We start from the raw sequence: 21256 nt of genomic DNA on the forward strand, positions 1-21256 counted from the left end.
GCGGAGATCAGCAGCCTGAGGCCGCCGGCGGCCCTCCGCCTCCCGTCGCGGCCCGAGGCGCCACGCGCGCAGCGCCGGGTGGTCGGCGACTGCGCAACCCCTCCCAGTCGCTCCGAAGCCGTGATCCACATCGCCATGACCGATCTCAGGACCCGCCGCCCGACCGGCGAGAACACCATCTCCTGGCGTGGCCCCAAGAAGCCCGCCGAACACCCCGTCCCGGGACGAAGCATCGGACGAGGACGGCCTCTCAGGCGCGTCACCCGGTCGGTCGCCGCCGGTGGCCGGAGACGTGCCGAGCGCCTACGTTCGCCGCATGACCGCCGACAGCGCGACCGAATCGAAGACCACTGCGGATGCAGAGGACGTGGCACACCTCCTGGTGCGCTGTCTGCAGGCCGAGGGCGTCGAGTACGTCTTCGGCATCCCGGGCGAGGAGAACATCCGCTTCGTCGACGCCCTCGACGGGTCCGGGATCCGGTACGTCCTGACGCGCCACGAGCAGGCGGCCTCGTTCATGGCGGAGATCTACGGACGGCTGACCGGCCGGGCAGGCGTGTGCTCCGCCACGCTTGGCCCCGGAGCGATCAACCTGCTGCTCGGCGCCGCGGACGCGACCACCAACAGCACCCCGCTGGTCGCCCTCGCCGCCCAGGGCTCGCTCCGCCGCGTCCACAAGGAGTCGCACCAGGTCATCGACCTGGTGTCGATGTTCTCCCCCGTCACGCAGTGGTCGGCCCGCATCGAGTGCCCGGACGCAGCACCGGAGATGGTGCGCAAGGCCTTCAAGACCGCGCAGAGCGAACGCCCCGGCGCCGTCTTCCTCGCCGTACCGGAGGACGTCGAGGCCGAGCACCCCGCGGAGCGTCTCTCGCCGCTGCAGATCGACACGGTGCACGCCGACGCCCCGTCAAACGAACGGATCGCGCGGGCCGCCGAGGTGATCGCCTCCGCACGCCGACCCGTGGTGCTGGCCGGCCACGGCGCCGCCCGGGCCGGCGCGTCCGCGGCCCTCCTCCGGTTCGCGGAGCGGCTGGACGTTCCGGTGGCGACCACCTTCCACGGCAAGGGCGTCTTCCCCGATGACCATCGCAACGCCCTCGGAGCCGTCGGCTTCATGCGCCACGACTACAGCAACTTCGGCTTCGACGAAGCCGACGTCCTGGTCTGCGTGGGCTACGAGATCCAGGAGTTCGACCCGGCCAAGATCAACCCTGGCGGCGACAAGCGGATCGTCCACCTCCACCGGTTCCCCGCCGAGGTGGACGCCCACTACCCGGTGACCGTGGGAGTCGAGGGCGACCTCTCGCAGGCGCTGGACGCACTCGCGGCCGCACTGCCCGAACGCCCTGCGCGGGAGTCCGGCGGCGCCGGCGCGGCGATCCGGTCCCTGCTCGACGAGGAGCTCCGCCGCGGCCGCGACAGCGAGGCCTTCCCCCTCCTGCCGCAGCGCGTGGTGGCCGACGTGCGCGCCGCCCTCGACCGGCAGGACGTCGTACTCGCCGACACCGGCGTGGGAAAGATGTGGATGGCCCGCCTGTACCCGACCTACGAGCCGGACACCTGCCTGCTCTCCAACGGCCTCTCCACCATGGGATTCGCGCTGCCCGGCGCGATCGGCGCCAAGCTCGCCCGGCCGGACCGCAAGGTCCTGGCAGTCATGGGCGACGGCTCGTTCCTGATGAACTCCCAGGAACTGGAAACCGCCGTCCGCGAGCGCATCCCGCTGGTGGTGCTGGTCCTGGTCGACCAGGAGTACGGGCTGATCAGCTGGAAGATGGAACTCGAACTGGGCCGCCACAGCCACACCCGGTTCACGAACCCCGATCTGGTCGCCTACGCCCGGAGCTTCGGAGCCCGCGGCCACGCCATCGAGTCGGCCGACCAGCTCCTCCCCGCGCTGCGCCTCGCCCTGGACGAGGGAGCGGTCTCCGTCATCGCCTGCCCCGTCGACTACTCCGAGAACCTGCGGCTGACCGACAGACTCGGCGGACTGCACGGCCCCTTCTGATTCGTCTGCGCGGCGGCACCGCTCCGGGCCCGGCGCACAGCGTGGTCGACAGGAGCGGCCCCCCGCCTCACCCCCGCCCGGGTGCGGCGGGGGTTTCGCAGCACCCACCCGACCACCGCTCGCCCGGCAGCGGCACCGAAGCCGGTCCAAGAGCTGAGACCTCGTCACGGTGGGCACCGTTGCAGTACTAGACGTCGGCCACGGGAGTGCCTGGCGGTGGGGCCATCGTGGCGCCCCAGGCTCCCAGCGCGCGGATGACGGGCGCGAGGCCGAGGCCCGTGTCGGTCAGGGTGTACTCGACCCGCGGAGGGATCTCGGCGTGGACGACGCGCCGCACGAGCCCGCGCTCCTCAAGGGCGCGCAGCCGGTCGGTGAGGGTCTTCGGGCTGATGCCGGCGAGCGAGGTGCGCAGCTCGGAGAAGCGCTTGGTTCCGCCGAGCAGGTCGCGGATCACGAGCATCGTCCACTTACCGTCGAGGATCCCGACGGCCAGGGCCACCGGGCAGGTCGCCTCGACGCATTCCTCGTTCATGAAGTCTCCGCAGGTCATCCCAATGGTTCACAGAAGGATACTGGTTCACTCTTTGACAATCGACCTTCACGCTCCCCTACCGTCGAGGCATCTCGTCGACCGGCTGGACGGAGCACCCCATGCGAGCACTACGCGTCACCCTCGTCACCATCGGCGTCTTTCAACTGGCCCTCGGGGCGATGTTCCTGGTGGCGCCCGGCGCGAGCGCCGAGGTGCTCGGCCTGCGTCCGGCGGCGCCGGCATGGGCGAACTGGCTGTTCGCGATGATGGCCGCCCGTTTCCTCGGCTACGCCTACGGCATGTTCGCCGCAGCGCGGGCACCGCGCATCCGGGTCGGCTGGATCGACACGATGATCGTCGTCCAGGCCGTCGACTGGACGGCCACCCTCAGGTATCTGGCCGTCGGGGACCTGAGCCTGCGCCAGGTGAGTACCGCCGCGTTCGCACCGGTGTTCTTCATCGGAGCGCTCCTGTGGTTCCATCCACGCCGACAGACCGTCGCATACTGACCAGCCGACCGCCGACGGAGGAGTCGACATGCGCCGCACCTACCGCACGCTCTACCGCATGGGCATCGTCCCTTGGGAGCGCGCCGGCATACCGGACCCGCTGGTCGACATCGTCGAGGGTTCGTCGCCGCCGCTGCCGCCCGCTCAGGCCGTCGACCTCGGCTGCGGCACCGGCCGCCAGGCACGCTACCTCGCCGAGCACGGCTGGTCGGTCACAGCCGTGGACTACACGCGCGCCGCCATCGCCGCCGCCCGCAGCAGGGACCCGAGAGGCCACGTCGTGTGGCGTGTCGCCGACGTGACCGAGCCCCACTCTGTCGACCCCGATGGCCGACTCGCCGGAGTCGCCTCGCTCCTGCTCGACAACGGCTGCCTGCACGGCGTCCCGGCGGGGCGCCGGCCCGGCTGGGCCGCCACCGTGAACGCCCTCGCCGCTCCCGGAGCCACCCTCCTTGTACGTGCCGCGCCGCGCCGACGCCGCGGCATCGGGCCCCGCGGTGTCAACGCGGACGAAGTCGCCGTGCTGCTGACCGAGCGGTGGCGGCTGATCGCGAAGCCCGGGCCCGACTGGTACCGCTACGCCCCGGTGCCTTCCGGGGCAGCACCGTCGACACCCACCTGAGAGCGGATCCGGTCCGGTGTCTGCCACGCAAAGCTGCTGAAGGCCGGTCTGTCACACCGCTGCTGTCCGCGAGGCCGACACCCGTCCGTGAGGGGGTGTCGCGTGGGCGGGAGAAGGGCGGGGCGACCCGCCGCAGACCCGTCTGAACCTCTCCGACGGAACGGAGCCGCCCGACAGGGGCGAGCACCGCCGGATGCGCGGCCCGGCCGGCCGGGTCCGGGCGAAGGCGGACGGCACCCCGGAAGAAGTACTCGTCGAAACCGTGGCCGAGGCGTATCCCGCCGTCGCGGATCCGCGTGTGCAGCGGGAGTCCTTCCCCGCCACGCAGTGGAAGCCGGCGCCCTCGGCTCCGGAGCCTGTGGACGCCGTCCACGCCGTCCACGCCGTTTCGCCATCTCGGCCACCCGGTGTTCGGGGGTGGCACGTACGACGACTACCAGGTCCGGATCGACCAGGACTTCCTGCCGATCCGCACCGTCCCGACCGCGACCGTGGCGGGCCGCAGGACGACCGGGCCGCAGGACTTCGAGAACCGCGGGAAGCCGGGGACCATGCCGACCCTGCCGACCCTGCCGACCATGTCGCCTCGATGATCCGATCGCGGCCCGCGCCGAACCGACCCACCGACTCCTGGGGGCACCGATGACGATCCACCGCTTTGCCCGAGCCGCCCGTGCGGCCGCTCTCTGCGCCCTGCTCCTTCCGGCCGCGGTCTCCTGCGGGGGGCAGGACGCGACCGGTGATCCCATGGCCTCCCCCACGGCATCGGTGGCCGGCTCCTCTGTCGCGCCGCAGGGCGGCCCCGGCGGAACGACCGCCCCCTCCGGCGCTTCCTCGGCCCCGGCCGGCGCCTTCGATCCGACGTCGGTTCCCGTGTCGGAAGCGCCTCTGGGCGACTTTCCGTATCTGAGGATCCCCGCGGGCTTCCGCGACCCGAACCCTGCGATCCCCGTAGCCCCCGCCGGCCGCGTCCCGTTCTGGACGGGCGACCGCCTGCAGTGGGTCGAGGGCAAGGTCTACCAGGCGACGGTCCACGCGGACTCGGGCAGGGAGTTCTCGGCCGCGGAACTGGCCGGTGCTGTCGAGAAGGCGGTCGCCGAACTGGGCGGCGTCCCCGTCACGCACTCCCCGATCCCGGGAGACGTCGCCTCGTCCATCGACGAGGACACCTCCGTGAAGTTCGTCGCGGGGCTCGGCGACATCTACAACAGCCCGGCACACACCTACGTCGTCCGTCGTGTGGACCGGCTGATCTGGATCCACCTCTGCGCCGACTCGGCGAGTGCGGGGTGGATGATCGCGGAGAGCCCGAACTGACCTGGTGGACGACCAGCTCCGGCGGCGGACGCCTGGAGGCCTGACTGCGCAGTCGCACGTGCGCAGCCACGTAGTCCTCGTCGAGGCCGCTGCCGAGGCGGCCGGGCGCCGGCACACCGCCGTCCGCGGGAGGGCGGACCTACCGGAGGCGCGCAGCTGCCGGGAACGCGCGCTCCTCACCCACTACGTCCCCGTGTCGGGCTCGGCGTGGAGCGTTCACGGGCGTCGCAGGCGCCCCACGGGGCAGTAGCGCTCGCCGCCTTCGAGTGCGACAGTCGGCCCCGGGGCGATCTCCGTGAAGCCCGCGTCCTGGACGAGCGGCAGCCCGCTCGCCACCAGCTCCGCCCAGGTCTCGGGCGTGGCCGTGCGGACCGCCAGCGCGAAGCCGGACCCGGCCCACTCCTTGCGCTGCGCGTCGCTCAGCCGCCACCAGGCGAGCTGGGCCGCGTGGCCGGTCTGGGCCATGGCCTTCCCGGCGCTCATCTCCAGCTCCGGGTTCAGCCAGAGCACCGGGATCCCGGCCCCGGCGGCGTCCACCGGGCCGGCCTCCTCCAGGTCGGTGCCGGAGACCTGGAGCTTCGCGAGCTCCTTCGGCCAGCCGTCGAGCGGGATCGGCGGGAACACCCGCACCTCGGCCTGCTGCCCGGTCACCGTGATGCCCGGCAGCTCGCCGGCCTTGCGCCACTCGCCGCCCCGCGCCCGGCGGACCACCTTGCGGATCCGGGCGTCCTCCCAGGCCGCCACCCGCTCCGCCCACTCACCGTCCGCCTCGGTGACCCGGGGGTCGGCCAGCAGGGTGAGCACGGCACGCGCCGAGGTCTCCAGCGCGTCGGTCCGCCCGGGCGGAGTCGCCTTCTCCAGCCGGACGAGCAGCGGGAGGACGTACTGCGGCCGCGCATCGCGGTCCTCGGGAGCAGGGACAGGGGCGGGAGCATCGAACGGAGAAGTCACCCGTCAAGCATGCCAGCCCCCGCTCCGCGACGATCACCGGAGCCGCAGGCACGGCCGGAGCCGCAGCGGGACGGCCGCCGCCGGGCGCCGGCGCGGGGCAGGCTCAGGAGAGGTAGTCCTCCGGTCCGCCGTCGCGCCGGATGTCCAGCGTCACGCAGTGGAACCCGCCGCCGAGCACCCGCGAGTGCCGCAGCCGGTGCGGCAGGACGGTGATGCCGGCGTGCTCCAGCTGCTTGATCAGGCTGTGCTGCCCCGACTCGACGATCGCCGTGTCCGGGCTGACCATCAGGAGGTTCATGCTGATCCAGCTCTCGCTGAGCGCGTGCTCGGGCGAGTCCGCCGACGGCTCGGCGGGCGGGCACCAGAGGACGTCCCAGCCACGCAGCGGCTCGGGCACCGTCTCCGGGCTGATCCGCTCCGGGTTGAGCAGCACCAGCCCCGGACGCAGCAGCGCGATGGTGCTGTCGATGTGGGTGTAGCCGTAGATGTCGCGCAGCGGGTGGAGTCTGAGGTCGCCCAGCAGACCGAGGGTCGACTCCAGCCACTTCAGGCCGAGTTCGTTGCCGCTGCGGGACACCTGGTAGAAGACGTCGCGGCCGAGCCGGAGCACGTTGGCGGCGTCGAAGACGGGCTCGGCCTCGCCCAGCAGCGGCAGGCCGTCGGCGTCGAACTCGAAGAGCCCGTCGTGGAGTCGGGGCCGCGGCGCGGAGAGCCATCGCGCCCCGCCGAGCAGGTACTCCTGGAAGAGGTCGCGCAGGCCGAACACCTCGAAGTACCGGTGGCGCATCGGGCTCGCCACCTCGATCACCGTCTCGCCGACGACCAGCGTGAGGTCGCGCGGGCAGTAGGAGTGGAAGCCGCCGTCGGCCTTCCAGTCGGGCGCGGAGAACGCGGCCGCATGGTCGACGAATTGGGGCTGGTGGACGGTCACGCCCAGCCCGCGGAGGGTGGCGACCAGCGCGTCGAGGTCCTCCTCGGTCTCCTCCACGACCTGCTGCGGGTAGGCGCCGACCTCGATCGCGGCGAGCTCCGCGGCGCTGGTCTTCGGGAAACAGGAGAGCCAGGACGACGGGTCGGTCTGCTCAGGCAGCCGTGCGCCCACGGCGGTGCCGACCACCACCTCGCGCAGCGTGGTGAACTCGTCCCAGCTGTGGACCGGACGGGCCGGCGCAGCCGGACGGGTCGACTCGGACATGACTCCCCCTTGACACGTGGCGGAACAGCGTGGATTCGGAACGGATCGGACAGCGGACGACGAGCAGCGGACGGCGGGGCAGCCGGAATCGGCCGAACATCGGTATCGGTGGGGAAGAACGAGGACATCCGGCTGAAGCGGATACCGAACGGGCCGCTCCGGCGGTGGAATTACCTCGAACCTCGGAGAAACCGCCGACCCGGCCGAGGCCGACCACGACGGACGGGAAATCACCGGCCGGGCAGGCGAATTCACGGATTGCACGAGCCGGGATCGATCGCCAAGCTACCCGGCCGCCGGACGGCCACGCAAGGGAGTGATCGACATTCCCGGCTCCGCCCGATCACCCCGGTGATTGACCGGCCCGTTGTTCGACGCCGCTTTCCCGAGGCTGATCAAACCCGCAGGACGCGCCGGATCCGGCTCCCACCGGCCAGGGTCAGCAGCGCCCCGCCGGCCGCCGCGATCCCGGCCACGGCCAGGCTCTGCCGCCGGGCCCGGCGCCGGTCGGCCGCCGCCGCACGGACGGCGGCCGCCAGGAAGGCGCGCTCGACGCCTCCCGGCACCAGATCGCCCGCCGCCACCTGCCGCCGCACCGCCTCCAGCCGACCACCCCGGTAGAGCAGCTCCGGGTCGCGGTCGGCCGCCGCCCAGCTGCGCGCCGCCTCGGTGAGCCGGCGGTGTTCGACGATCGTCTCCCGTCCCTCGGCCAGCCAGTCGCGGAGCCTGGTCCAGGCCTGCGGCAGCGCGTGATGGGCCAGCTCGACGGTGTCCCGGTCCAGGACCACCAGCCGGGCCCGGACCAGTCGTTCGAGCACCGCGGGAACACCCGGATCGTCGAACTCCCGCCGTCCGACGGGCTGGTGCGCACCGTCACCGGCGGCCCCCGTCGGCGGCCGGCCGCCGAGCCGCAGGAAGACCGCCTTCGCCCGCTCCCGATCGGCCGGGTCCAGTCCGTTGAAGAACGCCTCGGCGGTGCGGGCCAGCGCCCCCTCGAACCCTCCGGTGGCCTGGAAGCCGGCCAGCGTGAGGGCGTTGCCGCTGCGCCTGCGCCAGGTCTCCAACAGGGCCGCCGACAGCAGCGGCAACGCGCCGGGCTGCCGGGCGGCGGTGGAGATCAGGACGGCGAGCAGGGAACCCTCGACGGTACAGCCGGCCCGGAGCGCCGGTTCGGTGATCGCCCGGCGCAGTTCGTCCGGCGCCGGCGGGCCGACGTCCAGGACGGCGCCGCGGGTGACCGCGGCCAGCCCTCGGTGCTCCGCCTGGAGCGCGGCCGCCTGGTCGGAGCGGAGCACCAGCACCACCCGGCACGGCACGGCGCCGGCGGTTCCGATGCCGGGTTCGCCGAGCCCGTCGGTACCGGAGGCGTCCGCCCCGATCCCGCCGGCACAGGGTCCACCGGCTCCGAGCCCCTCCGCCCGGCCCTGCGCCACCGCCACCAGGGCGTCCAGGAACCGCGCACGTTCCCCCGCGTCCCGGCAGCGCGTGCGTAACTCCTCCCCCTGGTCGACCACCAGGACCGGGCCCGCGGGGCCCGCTCCCGCCGCCCGGCCGCCAAGCGCACCTCGCGCCTCCCCGGCCCGCTGTCCGAGCCGGGCCAAGGCCAACCTGTACGCCTCCATCGGGCGCTCCCCGGGGGTGAGCAGGGCCACCGGGACGGTGCCCGCTCCACCCGTCCCCCGGCCGCTCCCGGACCCGGGCCTCCGGCCGGCGTGTCCGCCGTGCGTGCCCGCACCGCGGGGAGCCCCCCGACCCGGCGCTCCGCCACCCGCTGGTCCGCCGCCCGGCGCGTTCTCCCCCGGAACCCCGCCACCTGCGGCCGGCCCCCCGGCGAGCCGGGCCAGCAGCCCGGCCCGGACGAGCGAGGACTTGCCGACACCGGACGGCCCGGTGACCACCACCAGGCGCCGCTCGTCGAGTAGCCCGACCAGCCGGTCCAGCAGCGCCTCGCGTCCGAAGAACCGCTCCGCGTCCACCGCCTCGAAGGCCACCGCCCCCGGGTAGGGAGCCCGCCCGACGTCCTGGGCACGCCGCCGCGCGGCGGTGTCGGCGGCCAACTCGGCCGCCAGCAACTGCCAGCGGTGCTGCCACTCGCGGACGTCCCCGCCGCACGCCTGGACGTACGCGAGCGTCACGGCGAGGCTGGGCAGCCGCCGCCCGCCCGCGGCCACCGAGAGGCTGGCCGCCGAACAGTGGGCCCGCACGGCCAGTTGGCGGTACGGCGGGCTGCCGGCCCGTTCCCGCAACGCCCGTAGATCGCTCGCGAACCGCAGCAGCGGCCCGTCCCCCTCGTCCAGCGGACTCTCCCGACGCGGCACTGCAGTCCTCTTCTCCGTCGAAGTGGCGACCATCCGGTGTCCATCCCCCGGATTCATCATGCGCAACACCGTTGGCGTCAAACAATGGGGCGCACGAGCCGGTTGTTCCGAGTTGATGTTCAATGTCCAGTCGCTCGGCGCCGAACAATGCCGGTGGGATAGAACCGTGAGCCGCAGACTTCGCTGACTTCGGAGATTTCCCATGAAGTTCACGCGGTACTGCCGTTCCCTGCTGTCCACACCCGCGATGGCGGTGGAGCGGTACGCCAAGAGCCATCAGTCCGGGGCCGATATCGCCATGGTCGACCTGGAGGACTCGGTCCCGCCCGCACGGAAGGAGGAGGCCCGCCGACTCGCCGAGGAGTTCTTCGACCTGCCGACCACGAAGCTCGCCCGGAGCGCCGTGCGCATCAACGCCCTCTGCGGGCCGGACGGTCTGCGCGACCTGATCGCGATCAGCCGCTACCGGGTGAAGCCGGACATCGTGCTGGTGCCGATGGCGGAGTCCCCCCGTGACATCGAGATCGCGGCCGGAGCGCTCGGACCGGACTGCCCGGACACGGAGTTCCTGGCCGTCGTCGAGACCCCGCTCGGCATCGAGCACGCCCCCGCCATCGCGACGGCCGGCCACCGGCTGCGCGGACTGGTCTTCGGCTCGGCCGACTACGCGTTCGCGGTCGGTGCCCGGCTCTCCTGGGACGCCCTCGCGCACGCCCGCGGCCGGCTGGTCAACAGCGCCCGCGCCGCCGGGGTGGAGGCGATGGACGCGCCGTTCTTCGAGGTCGCCGACCTGGCCGGACTGCGCCACGAGGCCACGCTCGCGCGGGACTTCGGCTTCAGTGGCAAGATCGCCGTACACCCGCGTCAACTCCCCCTGATCAACGAGGCGTTCAGCCCGGACGAGCAACTGCTGGAGCGGGCCCGCCGGGTGGTCGAGGCGGGCCGGGAGAACGGCCGCTCGGTCACCGTGGTGGACGGTGTGATGGTCGGCATGCCCTTCTTCGAGGCCTCACAGCGCCTGATCGAGCAGTTCGCCCCACCCGAGCCGAACGAGACGAAGGAGAAGTGACGATGACCGAGGCAACCGAGCCGGCCGGGTCCGTCCAGGGCCCGCGCCGCTACCGCAACGCCGCGGCGATGCTCGCCACCGCCGATCCGGTCTGGCAGGCGGCCGGCGCCAACGGCCTGATCGGCATCAAGGTGGACTCGGAGTCCAACAACCGGCTGATCGTCCGCGAGAGTGGCCACGAGTTCGCCAACATGGTCTCCTGCGCATACCTCGGGCTGAACAACCACCCGCAGGTCGCGGCCGGCGCGGTGGACGCGCTCACCGAGTCCCGGAGCACCTGGCTGGTCACGTCCACCACCCGGATCCGGCACAACCTGCTGGTCCGCCTGGAGGACGAGTTGGGCGAGCTGTTCGGCGCGCACGTCCTCCCCGGCGCCTCCTGCACCTCACTCACCGCCGGCATCCTGCCGCTGGTCGCCTCCGGCCACCTGGACGACCGCTGCGACGGCAGCAGCGACGGCCCCCGGGTGATGGTCTTCGACCGGTTCTGCCACTTCTGCATGGCCTACGTGAAGCCGATCTGTGCGGACGAGGCGCTGGTCCTCAACTGCCCGCACAACGACCTGAACTACCTGGAGGACATCTGCCGCAAGTACCCGCGGGTGGCCTACGTGGCGGACGGGGCGTACTCGATGGGCGGCGCGGCGGCGCTCGACGGCCTGCTCGAACTCCAGGACCGCTACGGGCTGTTCCTCTACATCGACGACTCCCACTCGCTCTCCATCATGGGCGAGCGCGGCGAGGGCTTCGTCCGGTCCCGGCTGGAGATGAACCCGCGGACCGTGATCGTCGCCAGTCTCGGCAAGGGCTTCGGCACCGGCGGCGGCATCGCGATGCTCGGCAACCGGGAGCAGTTCGAGTTCCTGCACCGGCACGCCGGCCCGGTCGGCTGGTCGCAGAACGTCGCGCTCCCGCTGGTTGGAGCCTCGCTCGGCAGCGCCGCCATCCACCGCTCGCCCGAACTCGCGGAGCTGCAGCGCAGGCTGAACCGCAACATCGACCTCTTCGACGAACTCCTGCCGACGAGCTTCGCCGGCAACGGCCTGCCGGTGCGACGCGTGGACGTGGGCGACGCCGAGCGTGCGGTCAAACTCTCCGCCCAGCTCTTCGAGCGCGGCTTCTACAGCTCGGCGGTGTTCTTCCCGATCGTGCCCAAGGGCGAGGCCGGACTGCGGCTGATGATGCGCGCCGACATGGACGAGCGCCTGATCACCGAGTTCGCCGGCCACGTCAAGGAACTCACCGCCGACCTCTGACACCTGGGAGCACCCGCACCATGCCCGAACCCCTGTCCGCAGACCACCGCACCCCCGCGCTGCGCCCCACGGCCGCCGGCGACCTCCCGGGCGCGGCCGCGCCCGGACCCGAACCGGTCGGCTACCGGCGGATCGGGCAGCGGCGCTATCGCGAGGTGGTCGGCCGCTACTACGAGGAGTTCACCGTCGGTGACGTGGTCGAGCACCGCCCGGGACGCACCGTCACCGAGCTGGACAACGTGCTGATGAGCATGCTCAGCATGAACGACGCGCCGCTGCACATCGACGCCGCGTACAGCGAGCACACCCCGTGGGGGCGGCCGATCGTCTCCAGCCTGGTGACGCTCAGCATCGTCGGGGGGATGACCGCCCGCTCCACCAGCGGGCGGACCATCGCCAATCTCGGCTGGGAGAACATCCGGATGACCCACCCGGTGTTCACCGGCGACACCCTGTACGCGGAGACCGAGACGCTGGCCAAGCGGCTCTCCAAGAGCCGCGCCGGACAGGGCATCGTCAGCTGCCGCACCACCGGGACCAAGTCCACCGGCGAGGTGGTGGTGGTGTTCGAACGCAGCTTCCTGGTCCCGCTGCGCGGCCACGGCCTGGACGAGGTCGCCGGCTACTGACGGAGGAGAGCCGAACCGCCCCGGGTGGACGGAGCCGGCGGACGGACACCGGGATCCGCCCGCCGGGCTCCGCGTCTGCGAGCCCGTCCCCGGATGCGCCGGTCGCGTCCTCGCGCGCGCCCGTACCCCGGCCTACGCCCGCACGTCCACGAGCACCTTGCCCATCGTCTCGCGTGCCCCCATCGCCCGGTGCGCGGCGGCCAACCCGGCGAGCGGGACGACGCGGTCGATCCGCGCCACCAGCCGCCGCCGCTCGGCCAGCGCGAACAGGCGGGCGGCGACGTCCGCGAACAACACCCGGTCGTCCAGCACGTGCTGGAGCCAGAAGCCGAGCACACCGACCGATCCCTCGGCCAGCTCGGCCACCGAGAACGACTCCTCGGGACCGCCGCGCGCGCCGACGGAGAGCAGCCGGCCGAACGGCGCCAGCGCCGCCAGCCCGGACCGCAGCACCCCACCCCCGACCGAGTCCACGAAGAGGTCCACGCCGCCCGCCTCGCCGAGCAGTTCGGCCAGCCGCGGGTCGGCCGGGTCGAACACGGCGTCGGCCCCCAGCGAGCGGACGAAGGCCCGCTTCGCCTCGGTCGAGGCCACTCCGAGGACCCGGCCCGCGCCCAACTCCCTGGCCAGCTGCACCGCCAGGTGCCCGACGCCGCCGGCCGCCGCCGTCACCGCGACCCGTTCGCCCGGCCGGATCCGCCCCAGCAGGGTCAGCGCGCCGTAGGCCGTCGCCCCCTGCTCCAGCAGCGCCAGGGCCTGCTCATCGCTCACCCCGTCCGGCACCTCCACCGTGAACGCCGGATCGGCGCAGGACACTTCGGCGTATCCGCCGCCCGAGCGGAGCAGCGCGGCGACCCGCCGGCGGTCACCGCGCCGCCGGCCGACCACGTCGGCGCCGAGCACGGCGGGCAGCGCGTAGCACCCGTAGGACCCCTCGCGGCAGTGCAGGTCCGCGTAGTTGAGACCGGCCAGGGTCACGTCGATCAGCACCTGTCCCGGCCCGGCGACGGGTTCGGGCACGGTCTCGGTACGCAGGACCTCCGGCCCGCCGTAGGAGCGGATCACCGCCGCACGCATCACCGAAGACCTCCCGGCGGGGCGGTCGGCCCCGGCACCGCCGCCGGGGTCACCCCCCGGGGCGCCCGGGCCGGCCCGTTCGCCGCCGCGCTTCACCGCGCGAACAACGCGAGCAGACGGCTCTCGGCGGCCCGCGCCGCCGCCGCGTCCTCGGCGACCACGCAGTACATCACCGAGCCGTCGGCCGGGCCGAAGTCCGCGCTGAACACCACGCCGGTGCGCGTCCGCGGGTCGAAGGCCAGCCCGGCCCGCTCGACCGCCGCGACGGCCTCCGGAAAGGACGGCACGTGCAGCCCCGCCAGCTCCAGGATCACCCGGTCGGCGCGGTGTCCGGCACCGACCAGGCGGGCGAACAACGCGTCGTGCAGGTGGGTCGACCCGGTCAGCCGCCCGTTGGTCTCGCTGAAGTACAACTCTCCCTTGGGCGTGAGGAAGGCGTCGGCGCTGACCGTCCCCCGGTACCCGAGCACCCGCAGCGACTCGCACAACCGCGCCGCCTGCTCGACGAGTTCGGCCCGCACACCGGCGTCCGGGGTGACCGGCGGAGTGATCTCCCCGACCACCACCGGATCCATCACCATCTCGCCGCAGCCGGAGAGCACCGCACCGGCGTCGCCGACGGAGAACTCCGCGTACAGCGGCACCGCGTCCGCGAAGTACCGCTCCACGACCACGCGTTGGTTGCGGCCACCGGTCAGCCACTGCCACCGCTCGGCCACGTAGGAGGCCACGGCATCGGCATCCGCCAGCTCCACCGCCCGCTGCGCCCCGGCCGGGGCGACCTGCTCGGCGCGGGTGAGGACCTCGTTGCCGAAGCCGCCCGCCTGGTACTCGACCTTCACCATGACGCTGTGGCCCCGGTCCAGCAGCCCGTTCACGGCCGCCTCCACCTGCTCCGGCGAGGTGGCCACCGTCCCGGGCGACACCGGCACCCCGGCCCCGGCGGCCAGGGCCCGGAACACGGCCTTGCTGTTCACCAGCGCGTTGCCGCCCTGCGCGGCGAACGCGTGCCCCGGCACGGCGTCCTCGGCGCCGATCGCGGCGGCCAGATCGACCACGGCCGCGTTCGGCGATATCGCCAGCACCCGCCCCACCGGCCGTCCGGCCAGCACACGGCGCAGCTCCCGGCGGAATCCCGGGTCGGCGAGGCGGTCCGGGGTGAGGATGTCCGCGCCGTCCGGGCCCGCGGGCGGCACGACCACCGTCAGGCTCTCCGCCCTGGTCCCGGTGAGCCCGGTGACGTACGAGAGGTAGGCCGGTTCGGGTTCCCACGGCAGCACCAGGACGTCACCGTCCTCGGCGAACCAGAGCATCCGCTGGGCCCCGCAGCCGGCGAACGCCCGCTCCAGCGGCGTCATCCCGGTGAGGTCCCCGACCATCTCCTCGGTGCGGTTGTTTCCGATGCACAGCGTCGTCATCTGCCGAACTCTCCCCATCGCCGGTCGGTGCTGCGCTCCAGGTGTAGCGCACCGGGGTTGTTCGAGCTCGGCTCTCGGTCATTGAACATAAACGCTGAACAACGGCCTCCGCGCGCCCGGCAGGGCGGCCTGCGGACGCCTCGGCGCGGCACCGGCCGCAGCCTCCGCGCGGCACCGGGCGCCGGGTCAGTGCAGGCGCTGCCGCAGTTCGGCGACGGCGGCGCGGATGCCGGTGCCGTACGCGTCCTCGGGCAGTGCGTCCAGGCTCCGCACCGCCCGTTCCAGCTCCTCGCGCGCCCGGTCGGGCTCGCCGAGCTTGAGGTGGTCGGAGGCCAGGTTGAGGTGCAGTGAGGGGTAGAAGGCGCGGACCTGCAGGGCGGACTCGTAGGTCTGCGCCCGCTCGGCGGTCAGCGAGTCGGCCGCGGCCAGCGCCCGCCGGTCCCAGTCCAGTTCGGCATGCGGGTCGTCCTGCAGGTCGGCCAGGTAGTGGGCCAGGACGCAGCGGTGGAAGACGTCGCCGCTCTCGCCGAGGGCGTCCCACAGCCGCTCGAAGCTCTCCCGGGCCTGCGCCGTCCGCCCGCGCTGCGCCGCCTGCACGCCGTCGAGGCCGAGCGCCAGCCGCTCCAGCACCGGGTCCGGGGCCGCCGGGTCGGCGCCGGCAGGCAGGTGTGCGGCCCGGTCGGGCCGGTCCTCACGCTCGGACATCTCGGACATGTCCGCAGCCTAACCGCGGAGCCGCCCCGCCGCCCCGCCGGAACCGCTCGGGCCCGCGCCCGGCGCGGGAGCCGGCGGCCTCCCGGTCAGCGCCGGTAGCCCCGCTGGCCGTCCCGCTCCTCCGCGTCCTCGTACCCGAGGAACCACCCCTCCGGGTGGGTCGCCGCCAGCAGCAGTCCGGTGCGCTGCTCCGAGTCCAGCTCGGGGTCCCCGTCGTCCGGCCCGTAGGCCCCGAACAGCTCGTCCTGGCAGCCGTCCCAGTCGTAGTCGTAGAGGTCGGCGGGCAGGTCCCCCATCATGTCGGCGACGGACTCCGGCTGCGCGCCGAGCAACGCGCGGGCGTCCACCAGGGCCATCCGCAGCGCGATCTCCTCGGCCAGGCAGCGCGGCAGCGGCCACTCGCCGAGCGCGAGGTCGTCGGCGAGGTCGTCGAAGGCGCGGGCCATCGACCGCCGCCAGGCCCGGTGCATACGCCAGGTGCGCTGCGGCAGACGGCCGAAGACCGTCCAGTCCCCCTCCTCGCCGTCGACGACCGCTTCGTCCTGGTGCTCCTCCAGGTCGTCGTACGCCGCGTCGGCCAGGCCGAGCAGCTGGGCGTGGAGCAGGCAGGCGGTCCGCGGCGTGAGCGTCCAGTCCCCCGCCGCGCCGCCGTCCTCCTCGTCGCCGTCCAGCGGGAAGAGCTCGGCGAAGTCGGGCGCGAAGTCCTCGGTGACGCTGATCTCCAGAGTGCCGCCGATCGCCTCGACGCCCGGGATCGCCGCCACCAGCCGGTCCGGGTGGAGCAGCGCACCGAGCGCCGCGTTGGCGTCCTCGGCCACCTCGCGCAGCAGCTCGCGGCGTTGGCCGGCCGGGTCGATGCCCTCGAAGTCCAGCTCCTCCACGGCCGCGATCGCGGCCGCGCGCAAGGCCGGCCAGTCGGTGATCCGCAGGCCCAGCACCACCGTCGCCTCGATCTCCTGCGCGCCCGAGTCCTCGGCCGCGCCCGGCCCCTGTGGATGATCGCTTCGCTCGCCCATGGGGCTACGGTACGGCTTTTCCGCCGCCCGATCACCGGTCCGGTGCGGTCCGGCTCGGCAGCGCCTACTCCAAGCCATCTCCGGTCCTCCCGGCCACGCCTCTGGGCGGGGGCCCCGGACAGCCCGCAGGATGGCCCCATGGCGAACATCGACGAATTCGGCGGCGGGCAGCGCCCGGACGCCCAGGTCCTGGTGGTGACCACCAACGACATCCCCGGCTTCCGGGTCGACCACGTGATCGGCGAGGTCTTCGGGCTGACGGTCCGAAGCCGGCACGTCGGCAGCCAGATCGGTGCGTCGTTGAAGTCGTTGGTCGGCGGCGAGCTGCGAGGTCTGACGAAGACCCTGGTGGAGAGCCGCAACGAGGCGATGGAGCGGCTGGTCGAGCAGACCAGGGCGCGGGGCGGCAACGCGGTCCTCATGTTCCGCTTCGACGTCACGCAGGCGGCTGACATCGGCACGGAGGTCTGCGCCTACGGCACGGCCGTGGTGATCTCCCCGGCGACCTGATCCACCGCCCGCAGGCTCGGGCCCCGCGCGGGCGTGCACGCCCGACGCCCCCGGCGTGCGCACGGGCGGGACGGCCCGCGCGCGAGGGGAACACTCACGCCGCGCCCGATGTTTCACCAGCATGAATGTTTACGGCGCAACCAACGGCAGCGGAGTGCAGACCGGCGGGCTCCGGCGGGTGGACGTCGTGGTGGTGGGCGCCGGGCAGGCGGGCCTCTCCGCCGCCTACCACCTGCGCCGCCGTGGCTTCGCCCCCTACCGGGCGGGCTCCGACGGGGGCTTCGTGGTGCTCGACGGGGACACCGCTCCGGGCGGGGCCTGGGCCCACCGCTCGCCCTCGCTGCGGATGGCCACCGTGCACGGCTTCCACGACCTCCCCGACTTCGAGCTGCCCGCGCCCGACCCGGACGCCCCCGCGCGCGAGGTCGTCCCCGGGTACTTCGCGGCGTACGAGACCCGGCACGGGCTCCCGGTCGTGCGCCCCGTCCACGTCCTGGCGGTCCGCTCCGCGTCCGACCGGACGGACACCCGGCCGGACACCCGGCCGGACGGCGCGCCGGAGGGCGGGCATGAGGCCGTGCCGGGCGGGCGGCTGGTGGTCGAGACCGACCGCGGCACCTGGTCCACGCGTGCACTGATCAACGCCACCGGCACCTGGACCCGCCCCTTCCTGCCCCACTACCCCGGTCACTTCGCCGGTCGGCAGCTGCACTACGCCGCCTACCGGGGCCCGGAGGAGTTCGTCGGCCGGCGCGTCCTGGTCGTCGGGGGCGGGGCCTCGGCGATCCAGGTGCTGTCCGAGATCGCGGCCGTCGGCGAGACGGTGTGGGTCACCCGCACCCCGCCGGTCTACCACGACGGCCCGTTCACCCCCGAGTACGGCCGCGCAGTCGTGGCCCAGGTCGAGGAACGCGTCCGCCGGGGTCTGCCGGTGCGCAGCGTGGTGAGCGTGACCGGGCTCGGCCCGTCCGTCGCCTACCGCCGCGCCGAGGAACTGGGCGCGCTGCACCGCCGCCCGATGTTCGACCGCCTCACCGAGCACGGGGTCGCCTGGGGCGACGAGGAGCTGGCGGTGGACGCGATCGTCTGGGCCACCGGCTTCCGCCCCGAGGTCGGCCACCTCGCGCCGCTCGGCCTCCGCTCCTCCGGCGGCGGCATCGCGCTCACCGGCACCCGCGCCACCGCCGATCCGCGCGTCCACCTGGTCGGCTACGGCCCGTCGGCCAGCACCATCGGCGCCAACCGGGCGGGCCGGGCCGCCGTGAACGACATCGTCGGTCTGCTCGGCACCCCGGCCGCGGCGGGCCCGCGGCCGGACACCTCGGCCGACCCCGTGGCCGCCCCGGAGGCGGACAGCGGCCGGGAACCGGTCGCGGTCGCCGTCCGCTGACCGGGCCCGAGCCTTTGCCGGTCAGCGGTCGAAGTCGACCGTCACCCGGTCGGTGACCGGACGGGCCTGGCAGGTCAGGACGTAGCCGGCGGCCACCTCCTTCTCCTCCAGCGCGAAGTTGCGCCGCATCTCCACCTCGCCCTCGGTGACCAGGGCGCGGCAGGTGCCGCAGACCCCGCCCTTGCAGGCGAACGGCAGGTCCGGGCGGGAGCGCTGCGCCCCGTCCAGGATGGAGCGGTCGCAGGGGAGGTTGAGCGTGCTGCCCCGCCCGTCGAGCACGACGGTGACCTCGCTGTGCGGGCGGTCGTCCGCCGCCCCCGTACCGGGCTCGTCCGCGCGCTCGGTGATCGGCTCGTCCTCGGCGTGGAACAGCTCCTGGTGCACCCGCTCGCCCGGGACGCCCAGGCCGGCCAGGAGCTCCTTGGCCCCGGCGACCATGCCGAACGGGCCGCAGAGCCACCAGTGGCCGACCTGCCGGACGTCCACCAGCGCCGTCAGCAGCGCCTCGACCCGCTCCGGGTCGAGGCGCCCGCTGAGCAGTTCGGCGTCCCTGGTCTCACGGGAGAGGACGTGCACCAGCTGGAGCCGGCCGAGGTAGCGGTCCTTGAGGTCGGCCAGCTCGTCGGCGAACATCACCGTGTCGCTGCGGCGGTTGCCGTAGAGCAGGGTGACGGTGGACGTGCGGTCGGCGGCGAGCACCGAGGCCGCGATGGAGAGCATCGGCGTGATCCCGGAGCCGGCCGCCAGCAGCACGTGGTCGGCGGGCACCCCCAGATCGGGGGTGAAGAGGCCGGTCGGGGTCAGCACCTCGACCTCCTCCCCGGGCGCCGCATCGCGCACCAGCCAGCGGGAGAACAGCCCGCCGGGCACCTCCCGGACGGCGATCCTCAGCGGTCCGCCGACCGGGGCGCAGATCGAGTAGGAGCGGCGCTCGTCCACCCCGTCCACCACCCGCCGCAGCGTCAGCGTCTGCCCCGGGCGGAAGGCGAAGGCGTCGGACAGCCCGCCCGGCACCGCGAAGGTCACCGCGACGGCGTCCTCGCAGAGCCGCTCCACCTCGGCGATCCGCAGGTGGTGGAAGGTCGGGCGGCGAGCCGGCCGGACACCGGGGGCGGCGTCGCCGTCAGCACCGGCGTCGGCAGCGATGTCGGCGGCGACCGGGTCGGCGGTCTCGGTGGGGCGGGCCGTGCTGGCGGGACCGGCGGCCATTCAGATCTCCTTGACGCGTTCGAAGGGCTCGCGGCAGTCGCGGCAGCGCCACAGCGCCTTGCACGCGGTGGAGCCGAATCGGGACAGTTCCTCGGTGTCGGTGCCGCCGCAGAGCGGGCAGGGCACCAGGTGGCGGGTGGGACCGAGCGTGAGCAGGGGCGAGGCGGTGCCGCGCGGCGAAGCGCCGACGGCAGCCGCCGAGGCTGCGCGTTCCGACGCGGAGCGCGGCGGGGCGATGCCCGCCTCGGCGAGCTTGCGGCGACCCTCGGCGGTGATCAGGTCGGTGGACCACGCCGGGTCGAGCCGCAGCCTGACCCGGACGTCCGCGTAGCCGGCCGCCCGCAGGCGGCGGTCCACGTCGGCCGCCATCTCGGCGACGGCCGGGCAGCCCGAGTAGGTCGGCGTCAGCCAGGCGGTGACCGCGGCCTCGGCGGGGGCGCCGGGCACCTCCGCCGTCTCCGCCGACACCGCACCCGCCGACACCGCACCCGCCGCCTCGACCTCCACCTCGGCCAGGACACCCAGGTCGGCGAGGGTGAGCATGGGCAGCTCGGGGTCGGGGACCTCGGCGGCCACCGCCCAGGCCCGCTCCCGCGCCGTCGCCGCCGCGCCGGTCACCACGTCGCCCCCGGGTGCGCGCGGGCCAGCACCTGCAGCTCGGCCAGCAGCAGCCCGAGCGCCTCGGTGTGCACGCCGTCCCGGCCGGCCCGGCCGCCGACCGTGGCCAGGCCCGGCACCTGCGGCACCGCCAGCCCGGCCTCGGCCAGCACGGCGGAGAGCGAGCGCAGCACCGGCTCGCGCAGCGTCGCGGGGTCCACGCCGACGCGCAGTTCCACCGGGTGCGCGGTGAACAGCTCCTCCAGCAGCGGCCAGACGGCGTCCAGCCCGGCCTGCATCCGCTGCGCCGAGTACGGCGTCCCGTCGCCCAGCCGCAGCGTCCAGGCCGTCGCATACTCGCGGTGGTACGCCAGCTCCTTGACGCCCCGGGCGGCGACCGCCGCCAGCACGGGGTCGGCGTGGCCGGCCAGCTCCTCGTACAGCGCACCGCGCGCGGTCGCGAAGAGCAGCAGGCGGGCGATCGAGTAGGCGAAGTCGCCGTTGGGCGCCTCGACCAGGCGGACGTTGCGGAACTCGTGCTCCTCGCGCCAGTACGCCAGGTCGTCCTCGCTGCGGCCGGAGCCGTCCGCCTGGCCGGCCCGGGTGAGCAGCTGGCGGGCCTGGCCCAGCAGGTCGAGGCCGAGGTTGGCGAGCGCGACCTCCTCCTCCAGCTCCGGCGCCCGGGTGCACCATTCGATCAGCCGCTGGGCGAGGACCAGTGCGTCGTCGCCCAGCATCAGGCAGTACGCGGCGAGGTCGGCGCCGTCGAGGCCCGCCGGCACCGCCGTGTCGACCCCGAGCAGCGGGTCGGCGAAGCCCGTGCCGTAGGCCCAGCGGCCCTCGCCCTCGGGCTCGGGGGACGCCTCGGCGAGGCTGAGGTAGACGTGGTCGTCGGTCATGGTTCTGCTGCTCCCCG

21 protein-coding genes are annotated in these 21256 nt (G+C 73.9%); 10 read left to right on the plus strand and 11 right to left on the minus strand.

Going from position 1 to position 21256, the window contains the following annotated elements; genetic code table 11:
• The first annotated feature begins 316 nt into the window (after positions 1-316).
• Complete coding sequence (locus tag ACF9IK_RS08005) at positions 317-2011, plus strand: acetolactate synthase large subunit (RefSeq protein WP_395293545.1); 1695 nt, start codon at positions 317-319, stop codon at positions 2009-2011.
• 187 nt (positions 2012-2198) lie between these two features.
• Here ACF9IK_RS08005 and ACF9IK_RS08010 read toward each other — a convergent pair whose 3' ends face one another.
• Positions 2199-2543, minus strand: a complete 345-nt coding sequence (locus ACF9IK_RS08010; RefSeq protein WP_395293546.1) for a winged helix-turn-helix transcriptional regulator — start codon at positions 2541-2543, stop codon at positions 2199-2201.
• Positions 2544-2662: 119 nt separating this feature from the next.
• Between ACF9IK_RS08010 and ACF9IK_RS08015 the strand changes: the two genes are divergently transcribed.
• The 4 genes from ACF9IK_RS08015 to ACF9IK_RS08030 all read left to right on the plus strand — a co-directional run bounded on the left by ACF9IK_RS08015 (position 2663) and on the right by ACF9IK_RS08030 (position 4991).
• Positions 2663-3052, plus strand: a complete 390-nt coding sequence (locus ACF9IK_RS08015; protein WP_395293547.1) for a hypothetical protein — start codon at positions 2663-2665, stop codon at positions 3050-3052.
• A gap of 28 nt (positions 3053-3080) precedes the next feature.
• Positions 3081-3674, plus strand: a complete 594-nt coding sequence (locus ACF9IK_RS08020) for a class I SAM-dependent methyltransferase (protein ID WP_395293548.1) — start codon at positions 3081-3083, stop codon at positions 3672-3674.
• A 407-nt stretch (positions 3675-4081) separates the two neighbouring features.
• Complete coding sequence (locus tag ACF9IK_RS08025; RefSeq protein ID WP_395293549.1) at positions 4082-4267, plus strand: hypothetical protein; 186 nt, start codon at positions 4082-4084, stop codon at positions 4265-4267.
• A 280-nt stretch (positions 4268-4547) separates the two neighbouring features.
• Positions 4548-4991 carry a hypothetical protein gene (locus ACF9IK_RS08030; RefSeq protein WP_395293550.1) on the plus strand — a complete coding sequence of 148 codons (444 nt, stop codon included), beginning with the start codon at positions 4548-4550 and terminating at the stop codon, positions 4989-4991.
• 216 nt (positions 4992-5207) lie between these two features.
• Here the strand turns inward: ACF9IK_RS08030 and ACF9IK_RS08035 are convergent, their stop codons facing one another.
• From ACF9IK_RS08035 to ACF9IK_RS08045, 3 genes are all read right to left on the minus strand, one after another.
• Positions 5208-5942 (minus strand): peptidyl-tRNA hydrolase, encoded by a 735-nt coding sequence (locus ACF9IK_RS08035; protein WP_395293551.1) that lies wholly within the window; start codon positions 5940-5942, stop codon positions 5208-5210.
• Positions 5943-6045: 103 nt separating this feature from the next.
• The gene (locus tag ACF9IK_RS08040; protein ID WP_395293552.1) at positions 6046-7137 is read right to left on the minus strand and encodes an inosamine-phosphate amidinotransferase 1; all 1092 of its coding nucleotides are present in this window, start codon (positions 7135-7137) and stop codon (positions 6046-6048) included.
• Positions 7138-7532: 395 nt separating this feature from the next.
• Positions 7533-9455, minus strand: coding sequence for an ATP-binding protein (locus ACF9IK_RS08045; protein WP_395293553.1), 1923 nt, complete (start codon positions 9453-9455; stop codon positions 7533-7535).
• Positions 9456-9657: 202 nt separating this feature from the next.
• On the opposite strand from ACF9IK_RS08045, the gene ACF9IK_RS08050 reads away from it, so the two are divergent.
• From ACF9IK_RS08050 to ACF9IK_RS08060, 3 genes are read left to right on the plus strand one after another with little or no spacing between them, the layout of a single operon-like run.
• On the plus strand, positions 9658-10524 hold the full coding sequence (locus tag ACF9IK_RS08050; RefSeq protein WP_395293554.1) for an HpcH/HpaI aldolase/citrate lyase family protein: 867 nt from the start codon (positions 9658-9660) through the stop codon (positions 10522-10524).
• A 2-nt stretch (positions 10525-10526) separates the two neighbouring features.
• Entirely contained in the window at positions 10527-11780 is a 1254-nt protein-coding gene (locus ACF9IK_RS08055; RefSeq protein ID WP_395293555.1) for an aminotransferase class I/II-fold pyridoxal phosphate-dependent enzyme, read from the plus strand.
• 20 nt (positions 11781-11800) lie between these two features.
• Positions 11801-12409, plus strand: a complete 609-nt coding sequence (locus ACF9IK_RS08060; protein ID WP_395293556.1) for a MaoC family dehydratase — start codon at positions 11801-11803, stop codon at positions 12407-12409.
• A 132-nt stretch (positions 12410-12541) separates the two neighbouring features.
• On the opposite strand, the gene ACF9IK_RS08065 is transcribed toward ACF9IK_RS08060, so the two are convergent.
• The 4 genes from ACF9IK_RS08065 to ACF9IK_RS08080 form a co-directional block, all read right to left on the minus strand.
• Positions 12542-13486: a quinone oxidoreductase family protein gene (locus ACF9IK_RS08065; RefSeq protein ID WP_395293557.1), complete on the minus strand. Its 945-nt coding sequence runs from the start codon at positions 13484-13486 to the stop codon at positions 12542-12544.
• 92 nt (positions 13487-13578) lie between these two features.
• Complete coding sequence (locus tag ACF9IK_RS08070) at positions 13579-14904, minus strand: peptide ligase PGM1-related protein (protein WP_395293558.1); 1326 nt, start codon at positions 14902-14904, stop codon at positions 13579-13581.
• Between the two features lie 186 nt (positions 14905-15090).
• Entirely contained in the window at positions 15091-15618 is a 528-nt protein-coding gene (locus tag ACF9IK_RS08075; RefSeq protein WP_395293559.1) for a hypothetical protein, read from the minus strand.
• Between the two features lie 86 nt (positions 15619-15704).
• Positions 15705-16634 (minus strand): hypothetical protein, encoded by a 930-nt coding sequence (locus ACF9IK_RS08080; protein WP_395293560.1) that lies wholly within the window; start codon positions 16632-16634, stop codon positions 15705-15707.
• A gap of 138 nt (positions 16635-16772) precedes the next feature.
• Here ACF9IK_RS08080 and ACF9IK_RS08085 point away from each other — a divergent pair, with 138 nt between their 5' ends.
• Positions 16773-17144, plus strand: a complete 372-nt coding sequence (locus ACF9IK_RS08085) for a YbjQ family protein (protein ID WP_313766327.1) — start codon at positions 16773-16775, stop codon at positions 17142-17144.
• Between the two features lie 121 nt (positions 17145-17265).
• Positions 17266-18534 carry an NAD(P)-binding domain-containing protein gene (locus tag ACF9IK_RS08090; protein ID WP_395293561.1) on the plus strand — a complete coding sequence of 423 codons (1269 nt, stop codon included), beginning with the start codon at positions 17266-17268 and terminating at the stop codon, positions 18532-18534.
• Between the two features lie 21 nt (positions 18535-18555).
• Here the strand turns inward: ACF9IK_RS08090 and paaE are convergent, their stop codons facing one another.
• From paaE to paaC, 3 genes are read right to left on the minus strand one after another with little or no spacing between them, the layout of a single operon-like run.
• Positions 18556-19743, minus strand: coding sequence for a 1,2-phenylacetyl-CoA epoxidase subunit PaaE (gene paaE, locus ACF9IK_RS08095; protein WP_395293562.1), 1188 nt, complete (start codon positions 19741-19743; stop codon positions 18556-18558).
• Positions 19744-20364 (minus strand): 1,2-phenylacetyl-CoA epoxidase subunit PaaD, encoded by a 621-nt coding sequence (gene paaD, locus ACF9IK_RS08100; RefSeq protein ID WP_395293563.1) that lies wholly within the window; start codon positions 20362-20364, stop codon positions 19744-19746.
• On the minus strand, positions 20358-21239 hold the full coding sequence (gene paaC / locus ACF9IK_RS08105; RefSeq protein WP_395293564.1) for a 1,2-phenylacetyl-CoA epoxidase subunit PaaC: 882 nt from the start codon (positions 21237-21239) through the stop codon (positions 20358-20360). Before paaC ends, paaD begins: the two co-directional genes overlap by 7 nt.
• Positions 21240-21256 lie beyond the last annotated feature (17 nt).

The sequence above is a fragment of the Kitasatospora hibisci genome, from assembly GCF_043950205.1.
Lineage (GTDB): Bacteria > Actinomycetota > Actinomycetes > Streptomycetales > Streptomycetaceae > Kitasatospora > Kitasatospora hibisci.

Excerpts from the sequence above, each read along its gene's own strand:
- ACF9IK_RS08005 (WP_395293545.1), top strand. The coding sequence starts at position 317 with ATGACCGCCGACAGCGCGACCGAATCGAAGACCACTGCGGATGCAGAG.
- ACF9IK_RS08010 (WP_395293546.1), bottom strand. The coding sequence starts at position 2,543 with ATGAACGAGGAATGCGTCGAGGCGACCTGCCCGGTGGCCCTGGCCGTC.
- ACF9IK_RS08015 (WP_395293547.1), top strand. The coding sequence starts at position 2,663 with ATGCGAGCACTACGCGTCACCCTCGTCACCATCGGCGTCTTTCAACTG.
- ACF9IK_RS08020 (WP_395293548.1), top strand. The coding sequence starts at position 3,081 with ATGCGCCGCACCTACCGCACGCTCTACCGCATGGGCATCGTCCCTTGG.
- ACF9IK_RS08040 (WP_395293552.1), bottom strand. The coding sequence starts at position 7,137 with ATGTCCGAGTCGACCCGTCCGGCTGCGCCGGCCCGTCCGGTCCACAGC.
- ACF9IK_RS08050 (WP_395293554.1), top strand. The coding sequence starts at position 9,658 with ATGAAGTTCACGCGGTACTGCCGTTCCCTGCTGTCCACACCCGCGATG.
- ACF9IK_RS08055 (WP_395293555.1), top strand. The coding sequence starts at position 10,527 with ATGACCGAGGCAACCGAGCCGGCCGGGTCCGTCCAGGGCCCGCGCCGC.
- ACF9IK_RS08060 (WP_395293556.1), top strand. The coding sequence starts at position 11,801 with ATGCCCGAACCCCTGTCCGCAGACCACCGCACCCCCGCGCTGCGCCCC.
- ACF9IK_RS08065 (WP_395293557.1), bottom strand. The coding sequence starts at position 13,486 with ATGCGTGCGGCGGTGATCCGCTCCTACGGCGGGCCGGAGGTCCTGCGT.
- ACF9IK_RS08070 (WP_395293558.1), bottom strand. The coding sequence starts at position 14,904 with ATGACGACGCTGTGCATCGGAAACAACCGCACCGAGGAGATGGTCGGG.
- ACF9IK_RS08075 (WP_395293559.1), bottom strand. The coding sequence starts at position 15,618 with ATGTCCGAGATGTCCGAGCGTGAGGACCGGCCCGACCGGGCCGCACAC.
- ACF9IK_RS08080 (WP_395293560.1), bottom strand. The coding sequence starts at position 16,634 with ATGGGCGAGCGAAGCGATCATCCACAGGGGCCGGGCGCGGCCGAGGAC.
- ACF9IK_RS08085 (WP_313766327.1), top strand. The coding sequence starts at position 16,773 with ATGGCGAACATCGACGAATTCGGCGGCGGGCAGCGCCCGGACGCCCAG.
- ACF9IK_RS08090 (WP_395293561.1), top strand. The coding sequence starts at position 17,266 with ATGAATGTTTACGGCGCAACCAACGGCAGCGGAGTGCAGACCGGCGGG.
- paaE (WP_395293562.1), bottom strand. The coding sequence starts at position 19,743 with ATGGCCGCCGGTCCCGCCAGCACGGCCCGCCCCACCGAGACCGCCGAC.
- paaC (WP_395293564.1), bottom strand. The coding sequence starts at position 21,239 with ATGACCGACGACCACGTCTACCTCAGCCTCGCCGAGGCGTCCCCCGAG.